Origin of the sequence: Pantoea sp. alder81 (assembly GCF_020179835.1) — a bacterium.
Taxonomy (GTDB): Bacteria; Pseudomonadota; Gammaproteobacteria; order Enterobacterales; family Enterobacteriaceae; genus Pantoea.
The window spans coordinates 428,623-445,865 of record NZ_JAIUDA010000003.1 but is presented as its reverse complement, the minus strand read 5'-3'; the positions used below and the strand labels follow the sequence as shown (position 1 = coordinate 445,865).

General features: G+C 55.0%; 14 protein-coding genes. 7 read left to right on the top strand and 7 right to left on the bottom strand.

Going from position 1 to position 17,243, the window contains the following annotated elements; genetic code table 11:
• Nucleotides 1–11: 11 nt before the first annotated feature.
• On the bottom strand, nt 12–1,370 hold the full coding sequence (locus LBW88_RS11615; protein WP_224932223.1) for a sensor histidine kinase: 1,359 nt from the start codon (nt 1,368–1,370) through the stop codon (nt 12–14).
• Nucleotides 1,367–2,026 carry a response regulator gene (locus tag LBW88_RS11610; protein ID WP_034826805.1) on the bottom strand — a complete coding sequence of 220 codons (660 nt, stop codon included), beginning with the start codon at nt 2,024–2,026 and terminating at the stop codon, nt 1,367–1,369. The genes LBW88_RS11615 and LBW88_RS11610 overlap by 4 nt, the downstream gene beginning before the upstream one ends.
• A 166-nt stretch (nt 2,027–2,192) precedes the next feature.
• On the opposite strand from LBW88_RS11610, the gene LBW88_RS11605 reads away from it, so the two are divergent.
• The 3 genes from LBW88_RS11605 (at nt 2,193) to LBW88_RS11595 (ending at nt 4,954) form a co-directional block, all read left to right on the top strand.
• Complete coding sequence (locus LBW88_RS11605) at nt 2,193–2,561, top strand: helix-turn-helix domain-containing protein (RefSeq protein WP_034826803.1); 369 nt, start codon at nt 2,193–2,195, stop codon at nt 2,559–2,561.
• Between the two features lie 179 nt (nt 2,562–2,740).
• Nucleotides 2,741–3,631, top strand: coding sequence for a LysR family transcriptional regulator (locus LBW88_RS11600; protein ID WP_224932225.1), 891 nt, complete (start codon nt 2,741–2,743; stop codon nt 3,629–3,631).
• Between the two features lie 111 nt (nt 3,632–3,742).
• On the top strand, nt 3,743–4,954 hold the full coding sequence (locus LBW88_RS11595; RefSeq protein ID WP_224932226.1) for an MFS transporter: 1,212 nt from the start codon (nt 3,743–3,745) through the stop codon (nt 4,952–4,954).
• 129 nt (nt 4,955–5,083) lie between these two features.
• On the opposite strand, the gene LBW88_RS11590 is transcribed toward LBW88_RS11595, so the two are convergent.
• Both LBW88_RS11590 and LBW88_RS11585 read right to left on the bottom strand, forming a co-directional pair.
• On the bottom strand, nt 5,084–7,474 hold the full coding sequence (locus tag LBW88_RS11590) for a glucose/quinate/shikimate family membrane-bound PQQ-dependent dehydrogenase (RefSeq protein WP_224932227.1): 2,391 nt from the start codon (nt 7,472–7,474) through the stop codon (nt 5,084–5,086).
• Nucleotides 7,475–7,757: 283 nt separating this feature from the next.
• On the bottom strand, nt 7,758–8,357 hold the full coding sequence (locus tag LBW88_RS11585) for a hypothetical protein (RefSeq protein WP_224932228.1): 600 nt from the start codon (nt 8,355–8,357) through the stop codon (nt 7,758–7,760).
• 417 nt (nt 8,358–8,774) lie between these two features.
• On the opposite strand from LBW88_RS11585, the gene LBW88_RS11580 reads away from it, so the two are divergent.
• A complete protein-coding gene (locus LBW88_RS11580; RefSeq protein WP_224932229.1) occupies nt 8,775–10,013 on the top strand; it encodes an MFS transporter in 1,239 nt (412 codons plus the stop codon).
• Between the two features lie 101 nt (nt 10,014–10,114).
• On the opposite strand, the gene LBW88_RS11575 is transcribed toward LBW88_RS11580, so the two are convergent.
• Nucleotides 10,115–11,275: a Gfo/Idh/MocA family protein gene (locus tag LBW88_RS11575; protein WP_224932230.1), complete on the bottom strand. Its 1,161-nt coding sequence runs from the start codon at nt 11,273–11,275 to the stop codon at nt 10,115–10,117.
• Nucleotides 11,276–11,542: 267 nt separating this feature from the next.
• On the opposite strand from LBW88_RS11575, the gene LBW88_RS11570 reads away from it, so the two are divergent.
• Together LBW88_RS11570 and LBW88_RS11565 are read left to right on the top strand one after the other, a co-directional pair.
• Entirely contained in the window at nt 11,543–12,418 is an 876-nt protein-coding gene (locus tag LBW88_RS11570) for a BadF/BadG/BcrA/BcrD ATPase family protein (RefSeq protein ID WP_224932231.1), read from the top strand.
• A 26-nt stretch (nt 12,419–12,444) separates the two neighbouring features.
• Nucleotides 12,445–13,566, top strand: a complete 1,122-nt coding sequence (locus LBW88_RS11565) for an ROK family transcriptional regulator (RefSeq protein WP_224932232.1) — start codon at nt 12,445–12,447, stop codon at nt 13,564–13,566.
• An 89-nt stretch (nt 13,567–13,655) separates the two neighbouring features.
• Here the strand turns inward: LBW88_RS11565 and LBW88_RS11560 are convergent, their stop codons facing one another.
• Both LBW88_RS11560 and LBW88_RS11555 read right to left on the bottom strand, forming a co-directional pair.
• Nucleotides 13,656–14,747 carry an ABC transporter ATP-binding protein gene (locus tag LBW88_RS11560; RefSeq protein ID WP_224932233.1) on the bottom strand — a complete coding sequence of 364 codons (1,092 nt, stop codon included), beginning with the start codon at nt 14,745–14,747 and terminating at the stop codon, nt 13,656–13,658.
• A gap of 13 nt (nt 14,748–14,760) precedes the next feature.
• Nucleotides 14,761–15,360 (bottom strand): GNAT family N-acetyltransferase, encoded by a 600-nt coding sequence (locus LBW88_RS11555; protein WP_224932235.1) that lies wholly within the window; start codon nt 15,358–15,360, stop codon nt 14,761–14,763.
• Between the two features lie 531 nt (nt 15,361–15,891).
• On the opposite strand from LBW88_RS11555, the gene LBW88_RS11550 reads away from it, so the two are divergent.
• The gene (locus LBW88_RS11550; protein ID WP_224932237.1) at nt 15,892–17,235 is read left to right on the top strand and encodes an extracellular solute-binding protein; all 1,344 of its coding nucleotides are present in this window, start codon (nt 15,892–15,894) and stop codon (nt 17,233–17,235) included.
• Nucleotides 17,236–17,243 lie beyond the last annotated feature (8 nt).

Sequence of the window (17,243 nt, the reverse complement as noted above, 5' to 3'; positions counted from 1 at the left end):
CGGCACGTTGGTCATGGCAAGGTAACACGCACTTGAAGGCCGGAAATTTGCCCCTGGGCGTTATGGCAGTTCGACAGCGCGACCTGCATCTGGTGCTTCTGCGCTACGCTGCGCACAATTGACAGACCCAAACCGCTGCCTTGCGCCTGAACATCTGGCGAGCGGGTGAAGCGATCAAAGGCGCGTTCGATAAAGGATTCCGGCATGCCTGGCCCGTTATCGACGATATCCACCACGGTGTGATTACCCACGCGATGCAGCAGCACATCCACCAGGCTGCCTTCCGGCGTGTGCAGCATTGCGTTGCCGATCAGGTTATCGAACAGGCTCCGCAAATCGGAACGGCTGGCGTGCAGGCGGTAGTGCGTGGTGCCGTTAAAACCGATATCAATGCCGCGCTTATCCGCGACTACCATCAACTGCTCGATGCTCTCTTTCAACAAATCATCGAGTTGAATGGTTTCCACCGTTGCCACCACCGACTGATCTTCCTGGCGCGAAATATTCAACAACTGCGTCACCAAATGGCGCGTACGCGTGACGCCCGCTTCCAGTTGATCAAACTGGCGGCTGGCTTCACCTGGCTGAATATGCTGGCGCAGATTTTCAAGCTGTAAGGTGACGGCTGTGACCGGCGTGCGTAACTCGTGCGCCGCATCTTCAAGGAACTGTCGCTGCGATGACCAGGCCGCGCGGAGTTTATCCAGCAGTGAGTTATAAGCATCGACCAGCGGCAGCACTTCATCCGGCAGGCCATTTGGTGACACCGCGTGCGGATGCATGGTCTCCTGAGCCGCAATCTGGCGCGAGGCAACGCGTAAATCTCGCGTGATGGCGCGTACCACCAACCAGATCACCAGCAGTGAGAGCGGCATCATCAGCATTAAGGGAATGATGGCGGACAGCACCCGCTTCACCATCAAACTCTTCATGTAGCCGATGTTGTGCAGTACCTGAATATTGCCGATTTCACTGCCCAACTCACCGGGCCGGGTGTAGACGCGCCAGTCACAATCGTCCCCGCAGTCACCGACTTTAAGATCGGACCAACCTTTTTTCGCCTGCAGTGGCGCCTGTAAGGCGGGCCAGGAGCTGGCGCGCAGCTGATTATTGGTGTCCCACAGCTGAACGATGTAGGTGCTCTTCAGCTTCTCTTGCTGCATCACCATTGGCATCAGCGCGGGCATACGCTGGCTTGAGGACCAGGCATCGGCGATCTTGGCGAGCTGATCGTCCTTCATGGTGCCCATCATGTCGCCATAACAGTGGTAGAAATACCAGGTGACGCCGCCAATCATCGCCAGATGCAGCAGCACCAGCGTGGCGAGCAGTTTATTACGCAGGGAGCGCATAAAAGTGAAAGGTTTCATATTGCCGGTACTCGCCAGCCTAAACCGCGCACGTTGCGAATCACTTCGTTATCGAGCTTGCGGCGCATGCCGTGGATCAGCACATCAACGGCGTTGCTGGTGACTTCTTCACCCCAGCCGTAAATGCGGTTCTCTAATTGTTCGCGTGACAGGATGGCTCCCGGTCGCTCCAGCAGAGCGTAGAGCAGGGCATATTCGCGTGCGGTGAGTTGTTCACGCTGGCCTTTATACAGCACTTCGCGCGTCATCATATCCAGCTGCACATCGCCACTGCCTAACAGGGAATCCGCCGCTCCGTGACGACGTCGGGTGATTGCACGCATCCGCGCCAGTACCTCTTGCAGATCAAAGGGTTTAAGCAAATAGTCATCGGCGCCGCTGTCCAGCCCCTGAATGCGTTGTTGCACCGTGTCACGCGCGGTCAGCACCAGTACGGGCGTCATGTCGCCACGCGTACGCGCACGCTTTAACACGTGAATACCATCTTCACGCGGTAAACCGAGATCCAGCAGCACGCAGGTATAACCGCCTTCGGCCCAGGCGTTGGTGGCAAATACGCCATCGCGTACCCAGTCCACCGACCAGCCCGCCGCTTCCAGCGCCTGCTGCAAGTTGGCGCCAATCATTTCATCATCTTCTACCAGCAGCACACGCATAGTGTTCTCCCAAACTGATGGACGCAGTGTAACCCTCAATTCTTAGCGCACAATTACACCCGTTTTTCCCCCTTGCTAATTCTGCGCTAATTTTCTGCTAATTAAGGGATAAATTTAACGCGCTACAGTGACTGCACTGGACATATTGTCGAAGCAGGAGGTTCCCATGAATCAGCGCGAATTTATCCGTAGTTTGCTGGACTGGATTGAAGACAACTTAGGTCATGATTTGCATCTGGATGAAGTAGCACGCCGTTCGGGATACTCCCGCTGGCACCTGCAACGTCTGTTCCGTCAGCACACTGGCTTTTCTCTGGCAGAGTACATCCGCCAGCGCCGGTTGACCGAGTCAGCGCTCACGCTGATTAACAGTGATGAAGCGATTTTGCAGGTGGCGATGAGCTACGGGTTTGATACGCAGCAGGCTTATACGCGTACCTTCAAAAACTATTTCAGCGTCACGCCGGGCCAATTACGTCGTCAGCGCCGCGTTGAGCAAGAGCGTTTGCTATTCCCTCTGGCGGTGGCCAGTTGATTAATAACGCTGAGGTTGACCTGAGCAGAACACGTAGCGGCGCAATTTATTGCGCATTGAATCGCTAAGGACTTACGCGATAAATTACGCCGTTCCGCAATGTGCGCTGATTAAATTCGGTGCTTATTGCTGCTTTTACTTTTAAGCTGCTGTTCTCAGTTTGTTAACCATCAGAGAACATGGACAACAGCGACAATCTCACCGCTATGATGCTGTTTGCGCGCGTCGTTGAGCGGCAAAGTTTCAGTGAAGCCGCACGCACTCTCGGTGTTTCCAAATCGCATGTCAGTCGCGAAATCGCCCGGCTGGAAGTGCGGCTCGGCATCAAACTGCTGCAACGCACCACGCGTAAGGTGGCGCTGACGGAACTGGGTCAGGCTTACTACCCGTTTTGTACCCGCATGCTGGAGGAGATGCATCGCGCCGATGCTTTCGTGCAGCAGGTCCATCAACTACCCGCGGGCAACGTGCGCTTGCAGGCACCGATTACGTTTGGCTGCCAGTGCGTGGTGCCAACCCTCAATGACTTTATTCGCCGCCATATTCATATCAACGTTGATCTCGAACTCACCACCAGTGACGATCCGCAACCCAGCGCGGATGTGGCAATTGTCATTCGTGCGCGCGCGCCGGAAGTGGTGAATTATCGGGAACTGAGCACCATTGAATGGGGCTTGTACGCCACGCCGGATTATCTGGCGGCGCATCCTGCCATTGATCATCCAGAGCGCCTGACGCGGCATGATTTGTTGCTGTTCCACGGCCCCGCGCACACTGCTGCACTGCCGTTTCGTCGCGATAAACAGCGGCTGGCGCTGGATGTGCACAGCCGTTTCCGTGCTAACAACAGCATGGCGCTGCTAAACGCGGCGCTGGCGGGAACCGGTATCGCTTATCTGCCCGCCTATATGACGCAAGAAGCGCTGGGACGCGGTGAAATAAAACAGGTGTTACCCGAGTGGCAAATGGATCGTTTACACAGCTATCTGCTCCTCAAAGAGCAACCGCACCCTTCATCCCCCGTGACGCTACTGTGTGATGCACTGATTAATGCGCTAAGCGATAGCTGACTGTTGTTATCTGGCAACAATACTGCGCTGGTGGGCAAATATCCGTCTTACCCTGTTTTCTGCGGTGCACCGCTGTTAGCCTGCTAAAAAAGCAAAAACAGGGAAATCACTATGTCGCAATCATCAACCGTGTTGGCGCCTGAGCAGCAACACTGGAAGCGTAATTTATTTGTCTGCGTGCTGGGTTCGTTCAGCACCATTGTGGCGATGACGCTGCTGCTGCCGTTTCTGCCACTCTACGTGCAGCAACTCGGCGTGCAGGAACCCGCAGCGATTGCGCGCTGGTCGGGCGCGGCGTATGGCGCCACCTTTCTGAGCGCCGCGCTGACGGCACCGCTGTGGGGCAAGTTGGCCGATCGCTATGGACGCAAACTGATGTTGATCCGTGCCAGCCTTGGGATGGCGATCGCCATGTCGCTGATTGGCATGGCGACTGCGCCGTGGCAACTGGTGGCGCTGCGTTTATTGGCAGGATTGCTGGGCGGTTATGCTTCGGGATCGACCATTATGGTCGCGGCTCAAACCCCTAAAGAGCAAACTGGCTGGGCATTGGGCGTGTTGTCTTCCGGCATCATGGCGGGCAACGTGGTAGGGCCCTTGCTGGGTGGAGTATTGCCACCGCTGATTGGCATTCGCCACACTTTCTGGCTGACCGGCGCCGTAATTTTCCTCGCCTTCCTTGCCACGACTTTCTTGTTAAAAGAAGCGCCGCGTCAGCCGGGCAAAAAGGCGGCGCAAGCTCATGATGAGAATGAAAAGCCGATCAATCTGCCACTGGTACGGCTGATGTGGCTGTCAGGCATGTTGCTGATTTTTGCCAATATGTCGATTGAGCCAATCATCACGCTGTATATCGGGCAATTTGTGCAGGGCGATCATGCGATTACCGTGACGGCGGGTGTGGTGATGGCGGCGGCGGCGCTAGGCAGTATTCTCTCTGCACCGCGTTTAGGCCGTCTGGCGGATCGGGTAGGGCATGGCCGCGTGCTGGTGTATGGATTAATGACCTGTGCTGTGCTGTTAATCCCACAGGCGTTTATCACTGAGGCATGGCAATTAGTGGTGCTGCGTTTTCTGATGGGGATGGCGTTGGGCGGCTTGATGCCCTGCGTGACGGCGCTGATTCGCCACAACGTGCCGCAAGGGCAGGTGGGCAAGATGCTGGGCTATTCGACCTCGGCGCAGTATGTCGGACAGATATCGGGCCCGCTGTTTGGCGGTTTTGTTGGCGGGGCATTCGGTATGCAGCCGGTATTTCTCGCGACCTGTGTGATCATGGCGCTGTGTGCGCTGTTAAATGCGCGAGTGTTTAAGAAGCGGTAGCGGCGACAGGTATGGCGCTTCGAACAACCATTAGCTTCTTCCTAACGACGCGATACACCTGAGCGCAGGCAGTGAGACTATAAAAAAGGCGGGCTTCGCAGCCCGCCTTTGTCACATCAAACCAGAAGCTTATTTAGCGTCTGGCAGTGCGTAGGCAATCACATAATCGCCCAGCTTGGTGCCAAACGAACCGTGACCACCCGCAGCAATGACAACGTACTGCTTGCCATCCACTTCATAGGTCATCGGTGTTGCCTGACCGCCTGCTGGCAGACGTGCCTGCCACAGCAGTTCACCGGTGTTGGTGTCAAATCCGCGCAGATAGTTATCCGCCGTCGCACCAATGAAGAACACGTTACCGGCAGTGGTAATTGGGCCGCCCAGCATAGGCATACCCATTTTGAACGGTACTGGAACCGGTGCGCTGTCGCGAACGGTACCGATACGTTTTTTCCACACGGTTTCGTTAGTCTTCAGGTCAACCGCTGAGACATAGCCCCAGGCCGGTTGTTTACATGGCAGACCCAAAGGAGACAGGAACGGATTCAGCTCAACGCCGTACGGTACACCGTACTGTGGCTGGATACCGGTTTCAGTACCTGAACCACCTTTGTCATCCGCTGGTGGCTCGATCGGGTTACCCGGACCGCGTGGCACTAGCTTAGAGACAAACGGCAACGCCATTGGGTTAGCAATCGCGATTTGACGATGTGGATCCACCGCGATACCGCCCCACTCGAACATACCGAGGTTGCCAGGGAACACCAGCGTACCTTGCTCAGACGGTGGCGTGAACGGACCTTCGTAGCGCAGACGCTTGAAGATCACGCGGCACACCAGTTGGTCGAACATGGTCGCGCCCCACATATCCTTGTCCGTCAGATTGTTCTTCGGACGGAAGGTCAGTTCGGAGTACGGCTGAGTCGGAGAAACGTGGTCACCTTTCGCAGCACCCTGTGGCACTGGCGTTTCCGGAGCCGGGACAACCGGCTTACCGGTACGACGATCCAGTACAAAGATGTTACCGGTTTTCGCCGGGGCATAAATCACCGGAACGGTGTTGCCATCTTTGTCAGTGATATCGGCCAGCGTCGGTTGTGACGGCAGGTCCATATCCCACAGATCATGATGCACAGTCTGATACGACCACACCAGCTTGCCGGTGGTGGCGTTCAGGGCCAGTACGCTGCTCGCGAAACGTTCCTGGTCAGGCGTACGGTTACCACCCCAGATGTCTGGAGTCGTGACGCCCATTGGCAGGAATACGGTATCCAGTTTCGGATCGTAGACCGCCGGTGCCCAGGAGTTCGGCGAGTTCATGGTGAAGGTGTGTTCATCATCTGGAATCGCATTTGGATCTTTCGCGCCCGGATCGAACACCCACAGCAGTTTACCGGTGTTCACATCAAAGCCACGAATAGCACCAGACGGTTCACGGGTAGAGTAGTTATCGGTGACCGCACCGGCAATCACGATAGTGGTATCCGTGATGATCGGTGGTGAAGTCGGCTCATACTGACCTGGGGTCAGCACCGGCTGTTTGTGCTGCAGATCCAGCTCACCGTTGTTACCGAAGGCGGCACAACGTTCACCGGTTTCGGCATCCAGCGCGAACAGACGACCGTCGTTCACTGGCAGATAAATGCGACGTGAACACAGCGCAGGCTGGGTGTTAGACGCATCCGCCGCAGCTGGCATTTCATGATAAGAAACACCACGACAGGTCACATGCTGGAAGGTTGGATTCGGTTTTAAGCCCGGATCAAATTTCCACTTCTGCTTACCGGTTTTTGCATCCAGCGCAAACAGAATCTGGTGCGGTGAGCAGAGATACAAGGTGTCGCGGATTTTAATCGGCGTCACTTCGTCGGTGATTTCACCTGGGTCGTTCGGGGTTTTCAGATCGCCCGTCTGGAACTGCCAGGCAACCTGTAACTCTTTCACATTACCGCTGTTGATCTGCTTCAGTGGAGAGAAGCGGGTACCTTGCTGGTCACGCGCGTACGCCGGCCAGTCGGCATCCTTGATGTTGCTCAGTGGCTGCGCTTGCGGAGCATTATCAGCCGCCGCAGGAATTTCACCATTCAGCTCTTGCGGATCGTGGAACACTGCCCACGCCAGCACCAGCACGCTGGCAATCAGGGCAACGGCCATCAGACCCAATGCACCTTTACCTGCGTGGTTCAGACCGCGATACACAAACGGCAGAATCAGCCAGATGCCGAAGATCACCAGCACATCGGTACGTGGTGCCAGCGCCCAGAAGTCGAAGCCGACTTCCCATACGCCCCACACCAGCGTTGCCAACAGCAACAGTGCATACAGCATGATCGCTGCACCGCTACGGCGCCACAGCAGAACAGCGGTGATCAACATAATCACACCGCCAATAACGTAGTACCAGGAACCACCAATTGCGGCTAGCCATACGCCGCCTACCAGCATAAATGCGCCTGTGAGCAGTGCGAACAGCACCGTCAAAAAGCGAATCACGCCAAAAGATGAGGAAGCTTTCCCCATAATATTAACCTCTTTCTTTGCCATAAACTTAAAAGAAAACAACGCATTAGGATGTTTTCCGACATAGAGTACGAAGTGACTTAAAATGTTCGACCGCAGCGCTTCCGTTACGCCAGATGATCCCTTTGCGTTAAATTTTATCTTAAAAACGTTAACGGGTTTGATTTTTTTAGTGCTTTGCACTTATGGAATGGTAGTAGATCGACATTTTATGAGGAAATTATGGCGTTATGCCCGAAGAGATCGGGTCATAACGGCAAGAAACGGAGTTTTGTGTAAGCGTTTACACTCCAAACAATGGGCTGTCAGTACGTTGTTCCTGCCAACCTGAAAGTTGCAGATCTTCATAGACCGATTGCGGCAGAGGCAAGTGTGGGGTACGTAATATCACTTCTGCTTCTCTTTCACGACAGGAGCCGAGCAGAAATGGAAAGCTGAACTTGAGATAATTATCATGAAAGAATTGATCGTTAAGAACAATTCCCCTAAAGGGAAATGAAGCAATATTCTTCCAGCAAGTGCCTGGCGGAGCCAAATCATATAGCCAGAATCTATGATGTTGTGCTGCTGCTCGTAATGCCGCTTCATCCTTCACTAAGCTGGCGTAGTTGATAGCAAGAGACACATTTTCCATTTGCAGGCTGGGATAATTTCCCGGGGCCTGTAAAAAGCGTGCAAGACTATTTCCCATCAAAGGGATAATTATTTGTTCGGGCGTATCGGGCAACTGATTGTGCAGCGAAATTATGTTGCTTCCATTAAGTAATGCTGCGCTTTCCTGTTCACAATGCATAAAGGGTGCTGAATAACACACGCCCATCAGTGCCCCGTCGAGACGACGGATACGCTCAGTAACATAAGGATTGTATGAACTGTTTTCCATTTATCTCTATGAATAAATTAATTAACTGGAACGTCTTAATTATTATAAGAACGGCAAGGTTGCTGTGATCTTTACGCTCCCAATATAGATCGAATTGTTTGTTAAGATCACCTTTTTTAGCTGTCACTGATAGAGAGATAAGGTGACTAATAAATGCATTTAATAATGCGTTATTGGAACTTCTGGAATAATTCGGATATTTTCAGATGAAAACAATCAGTCTGCTAATATTCAGAACTCTATGCTTAGTTAAATTCCAGATAAGCAACTGTTTTTAAAGCGCACGGCTAGCCATTGCTTGCGCCCGTCAGATGTCGCACTCTGTGGCCGGAAAATGATAATGAGAGCCGTTCAACGGCTTTTCACCAGGCTGGTGCAATGACGCTGGCCGGATGCTGATTTAGGATGGGATAAAATATGGGTTCACAGTTATCCGCAGCAGAAGATTCTCTGTTGCGGCACAGGTCGTTTGTCGCCTTCTGGCTGGCACGCACCTGTTCATCGTTTGGTTTCCAGATGTTCTCCGTGGCAGTGAGCTGGCAAATCTACGCCATCACCCACAGCGCCATGGCGTTGGGGATGATTGGCCTGATGCAGTTCCTGCCTTCCGTATTGCTGGCCCTGCCGGCCGGCCATCTGGCCGATCAGTTTGATCGCCGCCGCATTGTGCTGATAGGGCAATTCATTGAATGGCTGGCCCTGCTTGGCCTGGTGGCACTGACGCTCATGCACTGGGCGGATAAAATTGAAATTTGGGGATTGGTGTTTCTGATCTCCGTGGCCAAAGCGCTGGAGTGGCCGTCGATCACGTCGATGCTGCCTGCGCTGGTGCCTCCGCCAATCCTCGCGCGTGCCATGGCGGCGAGTTCAGTGGGCGGTCAGGCTGCGGTGATTGTGGGCCCTACCTTAGGTGGCCTGCTGTATGTGGCCGGTCCCGAGGTGGTGTACGGCGTTTCCGCCCTGTTTTATCTCTTCTCTCTGGTGCTGGTCAGCCGCCTTCGTTATGAACGCCCGCCCCAAACGCGCATGCCGATGAATCTCACCACCATGTTTGCAGGTGTGCGTTTTATTCGTGAGCGCAAAGATGTGCTCGGTGTGATTTCACTCGATCTCTTCGCCGTCTTGCTGGGGGGCGCCACTGCGCTGCTGCCGATCTTTGCGCAGGATATTCTGCATACCGGCCCCTGGGGATTGGGGATGCTGCGCGGTGCTCCCTCGGTGGGGGCGCTCATTGTTGGCGTGTGGCTCAGCCGTCACAAGCTGGAAAAGCACGTCGGCATGATTATGTTTGGTTCTGTGGCGGGTTTTGGGGTTGCCACACTGGTGTTCGCGCTCTCAACGCAATTGTGGCTCTCTTTGCTGGCGCTGGCCGCACTGGGCGGATTCGATATGGTGAGCATGGTGATTCGTGGCGCGCTGGTGCAGCTGGATACGCCGGATGATATGCGCGGTCGCGTGAATGCGGTCAACGCCATCTTTATTAACACCTCAAATCAGCTTGGCGAGTTTGAGTCAGGCATGCTGGCCGCGTGGATGGGGGCCGTACCTGCGGCCGCGCTCGGTGGTATTGGCACGCTAGTGGTGGTGGCAGTCTGGATGACGATTTTCCCGCATCTGCGCAAGCGGCAGAAGCTGGAGAACGAAAACGCAGGATAAACGCCAACAAAAACCGGCTCGCGGGCCGGTTAATGGTGTCACCACTCTGCACTGCCATGAAAAGCCCCGCGCAAAGGGGGATCTGCGCGGGGAGGTTGGCCTTAAACGGTCGCGGTTTTCCCCAGGCTGGCGTCAAATTGTTTCCAGCTATCCGTCATATCCACCACGGTTTTTGATTTTCGTGCTTCATCGATTTTAATCGCGGTCAAACCCGCTTCCAGTGCATCCACCACGGATACTTTCAGTGGCGTTCCTTGTTTAATGTGCTTGACGATCTCTTCAGCCATCAACGCATCGGCACCATAGTGACCGTCATAAGCATTGCCGCTGTAGGTGGTATCAACTTCGCGCTCGCCGGTACGGGCGTTGTGTACGCGGAAGTAGTTACGCACAAAGTCGCCCTCGGCCATGCCGTCGGTGCCCATCACGCAGAAACGACGAAATTCATCCGGTACGTTGAGGTTGGCGTGGAAGGCGAGCGTTGCGCCATTGGCGTATTCGATCAGCGCCGTCTGGTAATCGACGATATCGGCGTCGCCGTCAAACACCGCATCAGTACTCGACCAGCCGCTGGGCTTAACGTGATACACCTCCGATTGCGGCGTGACAGCGCCGGTGGGTGCATGCTGCGGCGTGAAGTTCTTACGTCCACCAAAGCTGGCCACGCGCACCGGGCGTTCACCGATTAATCCCTGATAAAGATCGATGTCGTGGCAGCATTTTTCCAGAATGTAAGGACCGGCATATTTTTCCAGACGTCGCCAGTCGCGCTGGAAGAAAGCGCCGTGATAGGGCTTGATGTGTTCAGTGGCTTCGATTGAGGTGATTTCACCGAGACGATTTTCATCGCGTGCGCTCAACAGATCGTGATACAGCGGTGAGTAGCGCAAAACTAAGCCGACCAGAATGCGCTCATGCCCATATTGTTGAACCAGTTGCGCCATCGCCATGGTTTGTTCTTCATTGATCACCACCGGTTTCTCGGTAAACACGGTGTAACCAGCGGCCAGCCCCTGACGAATATGCTCAAGGTGCATAAAGTTGGGTGACCCCACCAGCAGCAGATCGAAACCACCGTGCTGGAGCAGCGCATCCACGCTATCGAACGCCTTTCCGGCATCAATGCCAAAGGTGTGAAGATTTGGCAAGCCAGCGGGAGCTGGATCGACGTAACCTACCACGGAGAACTCTGCGTCAGCTTTGTTGAACTCTTTCACCACATGGGAAAGACGAAAGCCCAGACCAATAATGCCCACTTTCATGTTGTACCCCTGAAGCCCGTTGCTTGTTAGCTGCCCGACCCATCAGGCTGCTGATAATCTGACCGTTAACTTATTACGACAGAAAAACTAATGTCAATCCGTAACGTCGATCTCAAATCGGCGTTTTAGGTTATATTTATGTTTTTGTTAGATATTAATTAGCTATACGGAATGCGTATTTATTTATGATTGCGATTTAAGTTTTTTTCCCCTATCTTTCGCACATCTATAAGTATCATGCCGTTCGTGGCAGGCAGGAGGAAGCGCGTGCAATCACTTTTGCTGGGAATTGATGGCGGTGGTACGCACTGTCGCGGACGGCTGACGGACAGCGCCGGCCGCGTGCTGGCGGAAACGACGGGCGGGCCCGCCAATGTCTGGTCGCAGTATGATGCCGCCATCACCGCTATTGAATCGGTCATCGACACACTCTTTCAACAAGCGGGGCTGGCTGCCGATGCGCGCGACCGCACCTTGCTGGTAGCGGGTTTAGCAGGCGCAAATGTGGCATCGGTATACACGCGGCTACAAAGCTGGCAGCCACGCTGTCAGGGACGCTATCTATTTACCGATGTTGAGATCGCCTGTGCGGGTGCGCACGATGGTGCACCAGGCGCGGTGTTGATCGTCGGGACGGGCAGCCAGGGAGCAGCCTGGGACGGCGCGCAGTTTACCCTGCTGGGTGGATGGGGTTTTGCCCTGTCAGATGCCGGTTCGGGAGCCATTCTTGGACGCCGTGCACGGCGCTTAGCGCTGCTGGCGCACGAAGCTATTGTGCCTGCCTCGGCGCTGACCGAACGTATTATGGCGTTGCATCAAAACAGCCCTGAGCTGATGTTGATCTGGTCACAGCAAGCCACGCCCGCCGAGTGGGGCAGCGTGGTACCTGAAGTCTTTGCCGCTGCGCAGCAGGGCGATCCCCATGGCATTGCGCTGGTACAGCAGGCCGCTGCCGATATCGTGCAGATGGTGCAGCCATTGCTGGCACGCAGCCACGGCAAGCTGGCACTGATGGGAGGACTCGCGGTGCCGATTCAACCCTGGTTACCCGCGGAGATTGCTGCACAGCTTGTGCCGCCGCAGGGCGATGCCTTAAGCGGCGCACTGCGGCTTGCCAGCCAGTTCAGCCAGCAACCGGCTTAGCCTCTTCCAACTTAAAAAAGAGACCCATGAGCGCTCCCAACGTAACTGCACGCATTTTGCGGCTGATTGTCGAAAATGCGCCGATCAGCCAGTCTGACCTCAAAGTCCGCAGCGGCCTGAGCATGTCCACGGTATCGCAGGCCACTAATCGTTTGCTCTCCGGCGGCATTGTGCAGGAACTGGGGCTGCGTCGCGTCTCGATGGGACGGCCAAAAACCCTGCTCGGCCTCAACCCGGATCACGCCAGCGTGGTGGGCATTCAGCTCAATGCTGAACGCAACCTGATCGTCTTAACCGATCTCAGTGGCAATATCATTGGCGAACAGCAAATCCCTTCAGGCGCGATGACCCCCAAGCAACTGGGTGATGCGCTGGCGAAGTTTTTGCGTGGCGTGGAAGGGAAGAAAGTTGGTGCCATTGGGCTGGCACTCTCGGGTCTGGTGGATGCCAGTAACGGGGTATGCGTGCTGTCACGCGCGCTGGGCTGGAATAACGTGCCGATTGCCCGCCTGCTGGAAGATCGTTTTTCGCTGCCGGTATTTATTGAAAACGATGCCAATGCGTTAGCCATGGCCGCGCTGGTATTTGGTCAGTTGGGTCATGCGCAGTCAGCGGTGATCGCCACCTTTGGCAAAGGTATTGGCGCCGGAATCTTGCTGGATCGCCAGCTCTATCGCGGCCGTCATGGTAAAGCCGGTGAGATTGGCGTGTCATTGCTTGGTGATGGATCAGAGCGATTGCTGGAAGATGTGGCCTCGTCTCAGGCGATTTTGCAGCGTGTGGCGATTTCACTGAAAGAGGCGTTGCCGCAGACATTGCGCGATCTGGATAACCAGCCCACACCTGAAGTGCTGAGCGCGCTGGCGGAAGCCGGGCAGCATCTGGGCATGTCGCTGGCGAATCTGTCGGTAGCTTACGATCCTGACGTGGTTTATCTGGCGATGGAGCCGCAGATGGCCTCGCGCATACTGCTCGACCACATCACCCAGAGTTTCCAGACCTATCGCCTGAAGATCACGCCGCAGATGACGCCGCTGCAGTTCCTCACCGAGTCGAATCGCATGTGGGCACAGGGCGCGGCAGGTTTTGCGGTGAACAAGCTGTTGGATTTGCTGGCGGCGCAGGCGGATGAAGAGACGGTGTCTTAAAGCAGCAATCTATGTAGTGGCATCGACGTTGTTCACTCGTTATAACAGAGCGCCGTAGCATAACTACGGCGCTTGCTTCATTCAGGCGCCTAACGCAGGCGCAATCCCTGTTCATCAAACAACATTCCGCGCTCAGCATTAATCTGATAACTGACGCGGTCGCCAATCTCATGTTCTGCCGCGTTGCGCTCCTCAATCACCAGTAATTTCTCCTCACCGATATCCAGGTAAAGATAGTTGGTGTGCCCCAGCATCTCGCTGAATGACAAGTCGGCGCTAAAGCTCAGCGTAGCGTCATCCTCGTTGGCCGGAGAGAAATGTTCGGGCCGAATTCCCAACGTGACTTTTTGTCCTTCGTGACAGGCTGCATCGATCTTCATGGTCAGAGTGTGGATGCCCAATGCAGGAACGCGCAACTGGACGGCACCCGGCGAGGCCGTGGCGATTTCCGCCTGCAGGAAGTTCATCTTAGGAGAACCGATAAACCCGGCGACAAACAGATTGTCGGGATCGTGATACAGCGACATCGGTGCACCCACCTGCTCAATTTTTCCCTGACGAAGTACCACGATACGATCGGCCAGCGTCATCGCTTCCAGCTGGTCGTGCGTGACATAAATCATGGTGTTGCCCAATGAGGCATGCAGGCGAGCAATCTCAATGCGCATCTGTAACCGCAGCTCAGCATCCAGATTGGAAAGGGGTTCATCAAACAGGAAAATGCGGGGATGGCGGATGATGGCGCGGCCAATGGCCACACGCTGGCGCTGGCCGCCGGAGAGCGCACGTGGCAGGCGATCCAGCAGTTCCGTCAGATGCAGTCGCGCAGCAGTTTGGTTGATGGCCGTTTCAATCTCCGCTTTGGATTTCTTCATTACTTCCAGCGGGTAAGCCAGATTGCCGCGCACCGTCATATTCGGATAGAGCGCATAGGACTGAAATACCATGGCAATGCCGCGCTCGGTAGCGGGCTGGTGCGTCATGTCTGCGCCTTCAATCAACAGCTTGCCGTCGCTGATCTCCTCCAGCCCGGCAATCATGCGCAGCAGCGTCGATTTACCGCAGCCGGAAGGGCCGACAAACACCACAAACTCGCCGCTGTTAATGGTGAGATCGATACCGTGGATCACATTCACATGGTCGTAGGACTTTTTAACGCTTTGCAGATGCAGGCTGGTCATGGTGATGCCTCAATCAGAGTAGTTGGCCCATGTAGATGGCGTTGCTGCGCATAATGGGCGTAAAACCGAGACGTTGATAAAAGCCGCACACCTTCTCGTTTTGCAGGCTTACGCCCAGAGAAACACCCGGCACGCCAGCGGCACGCAGATCCTGCAGCAACTGCTCAATCAGTTTTCGTCCCCAGCCGCCCTGTTGCGCTGGCGGCAGCAGATTGATGTGCAGATGTGCAGGCCATTGCGCCACCAGTTGTTCCGCAGCGGTATCCGGCTGGAGGATGCCATCCAGCACTTTACTGTCGAGGGGGGCTTGCGGCGTGTAATCGCGATATTGCTGTTGCAGTGGCGGCCACCACTGCGCATCCAACTCTGCTTCGAAGGCGCGTGTATCCGGTGCTGCCACCGCATAACCCATCACTTCACCCTCTATTTCAAGGACATAAGCAAAGTCAGGCGCAAAGCGCGCATAGGGAATGACAAAGCGCAGGCCGGGCAGTGCCGGGTCGGAATAGAGCGCGGTGGCGTCAGTGCCCGCATTGGCTGTTTCTAAGCAGATGCGCGACAGGGCGGGAAAATCGCTCTCGCTGGCGCGGCGAATAACACCTTTAGCCGTCATGGTGGTGCCTCTGTGGTCATGAGATGAACAGATTTTACGGTAAATAAAGCTGACTTAGTTTTCAAGGTGTAATAATTGCGCTACCGCACAACACGGAGGTAAATCCTGAGGGCGGGCGATGGCGTGAACGGCCCCGTAAAGCGGCGCAGAGCCTGTGGTGCCTGTGTTCTGGGATGATTATGCCGCACAGGCCTCTTACATCTCTTAATAAGTATAGAATTTTCATATGGTCTGTCAGTGGGTTAATGCAGGTGAACGGCGTGAGTGATTTGTGCTGGCTGTAGGGGTGGGTCTTCTTATGGTGTGCGCTTCAGCGGTTGTCAGGCAGGATTCTCTGCTGTATAGCCCGCCTTTCTTCTCACAATTTGCACTGTATCACAGAGCAAAAATTCCGCAGTGAGGGTGTTTGACTTTCTTTTGTGCATAAAGTAAGTATGAATTAACGTCGTTATTACTGCTGCTGAATCAACCTGCCAGGACATGCAGGTGTCGCGATGAAGGGAAGCCAGTCATCTGTTGGAGAAACCGAGCATGATGTGTGATTCAACCAAACGTCCGTCCCGTATGAAAAGCTCACTGCGCAGTGTGTCGCGTCTGGTTTCTGCCGGGATTTTGCTCGGTGCGACCATGGCAACGGCACAAGCGGTCACGCTGAACGAATGGGATATTTATAACTATCCGCAGCAAACCGAAGCCGTGGATGAAGCGGTTAAAGCGTTCCAGCAAAAGAATCCCGACATTACCATCCAGCGCTCGGTGCACTCCTTTGAAGACACGCGTATTCCACTGAAGCTGGCGCTGACCGCCGGTGATGGCCCGCAAATCGCGCAGGTCAATCAGGGCGGTGGTGATATGGGTTCGCTGGTGAAAGACAAACTGCTGTGGCCGCTGGACGATTATGCCAAAACCTACGGCTGGACCACGCGCTTCCCGGATTCGATCCTCAAGCGTAACCGCTGGTCTGATAAACAAGACTTTGGTAGCGGCAAGCTGTATGGCGTGGCGAGTCTCGGTGAAATGGTGGGGCTGTATTACAACAAGGCGCTGCTGGACAAAGCGGGTGTCGCGGTACCGAAAACCCTGCCTGAACTGGAAGCGGCAATGGAGAAACTAAAAGCCGCGGGTACGCCGCCGATGATGCTTGGCCTGCTGGACGGCAACATGGGCCAGCAGCTGCTGAGTGCGGTGTGGGAAGCACAAATTGAGAGTAAAGATCGCAAAGCCCTCGACGATCTGATTTACGACGTGGGCGGCACCTTCAAAGACGACAAGCTGGTGAAAGCGGCGAGCATGATGAAGAGCTGGAAAGACAAAGGCTACTTCTTCCCCGGCTTCGAAGGCATTGGTCATGATGATGCGGCCACGCTGTTCCAGAATGGTCAGGCCGCGTTCCTGGTGAGCGGCACCTGGTATCTCGGCCAGTTCAAAGACAATAAAGATGTGCACTTCGCGGCGATGCCGATGGGTGAGGGCGTGCAACATGCGCTAATGGTGGGCGGTACCGATCTGGCGTTCTCGATCACCAACACCGCGAAAACCAAAGAGCAGCAGGATGCGGCGGCCAAATTTATCGACTACATCGTTTCCGACGAGATGGCTAACCGCTGGTTGAAAGTGGGCTTCCTGCCGGCGGGCACCAGCAAGAATGCACAGATCCCGGCGGATAATCCCCTGCTGGCAGAAACATATCAGGTTTGGGTCACCCTTAACGAGCATGATGGCCTCGGCCATTATCTGGACTGGGCCACGCCGACCATGAATGCCGAGCTGAATCAGAACGTGCAGCTGTTGCTGGCAGGGCGACAGACGCCGGAGCAGATGGTCACCAATTTCGACAATAACTATCAACGCTACCTGAAAACCCTGAAGCACTGATGACGTCC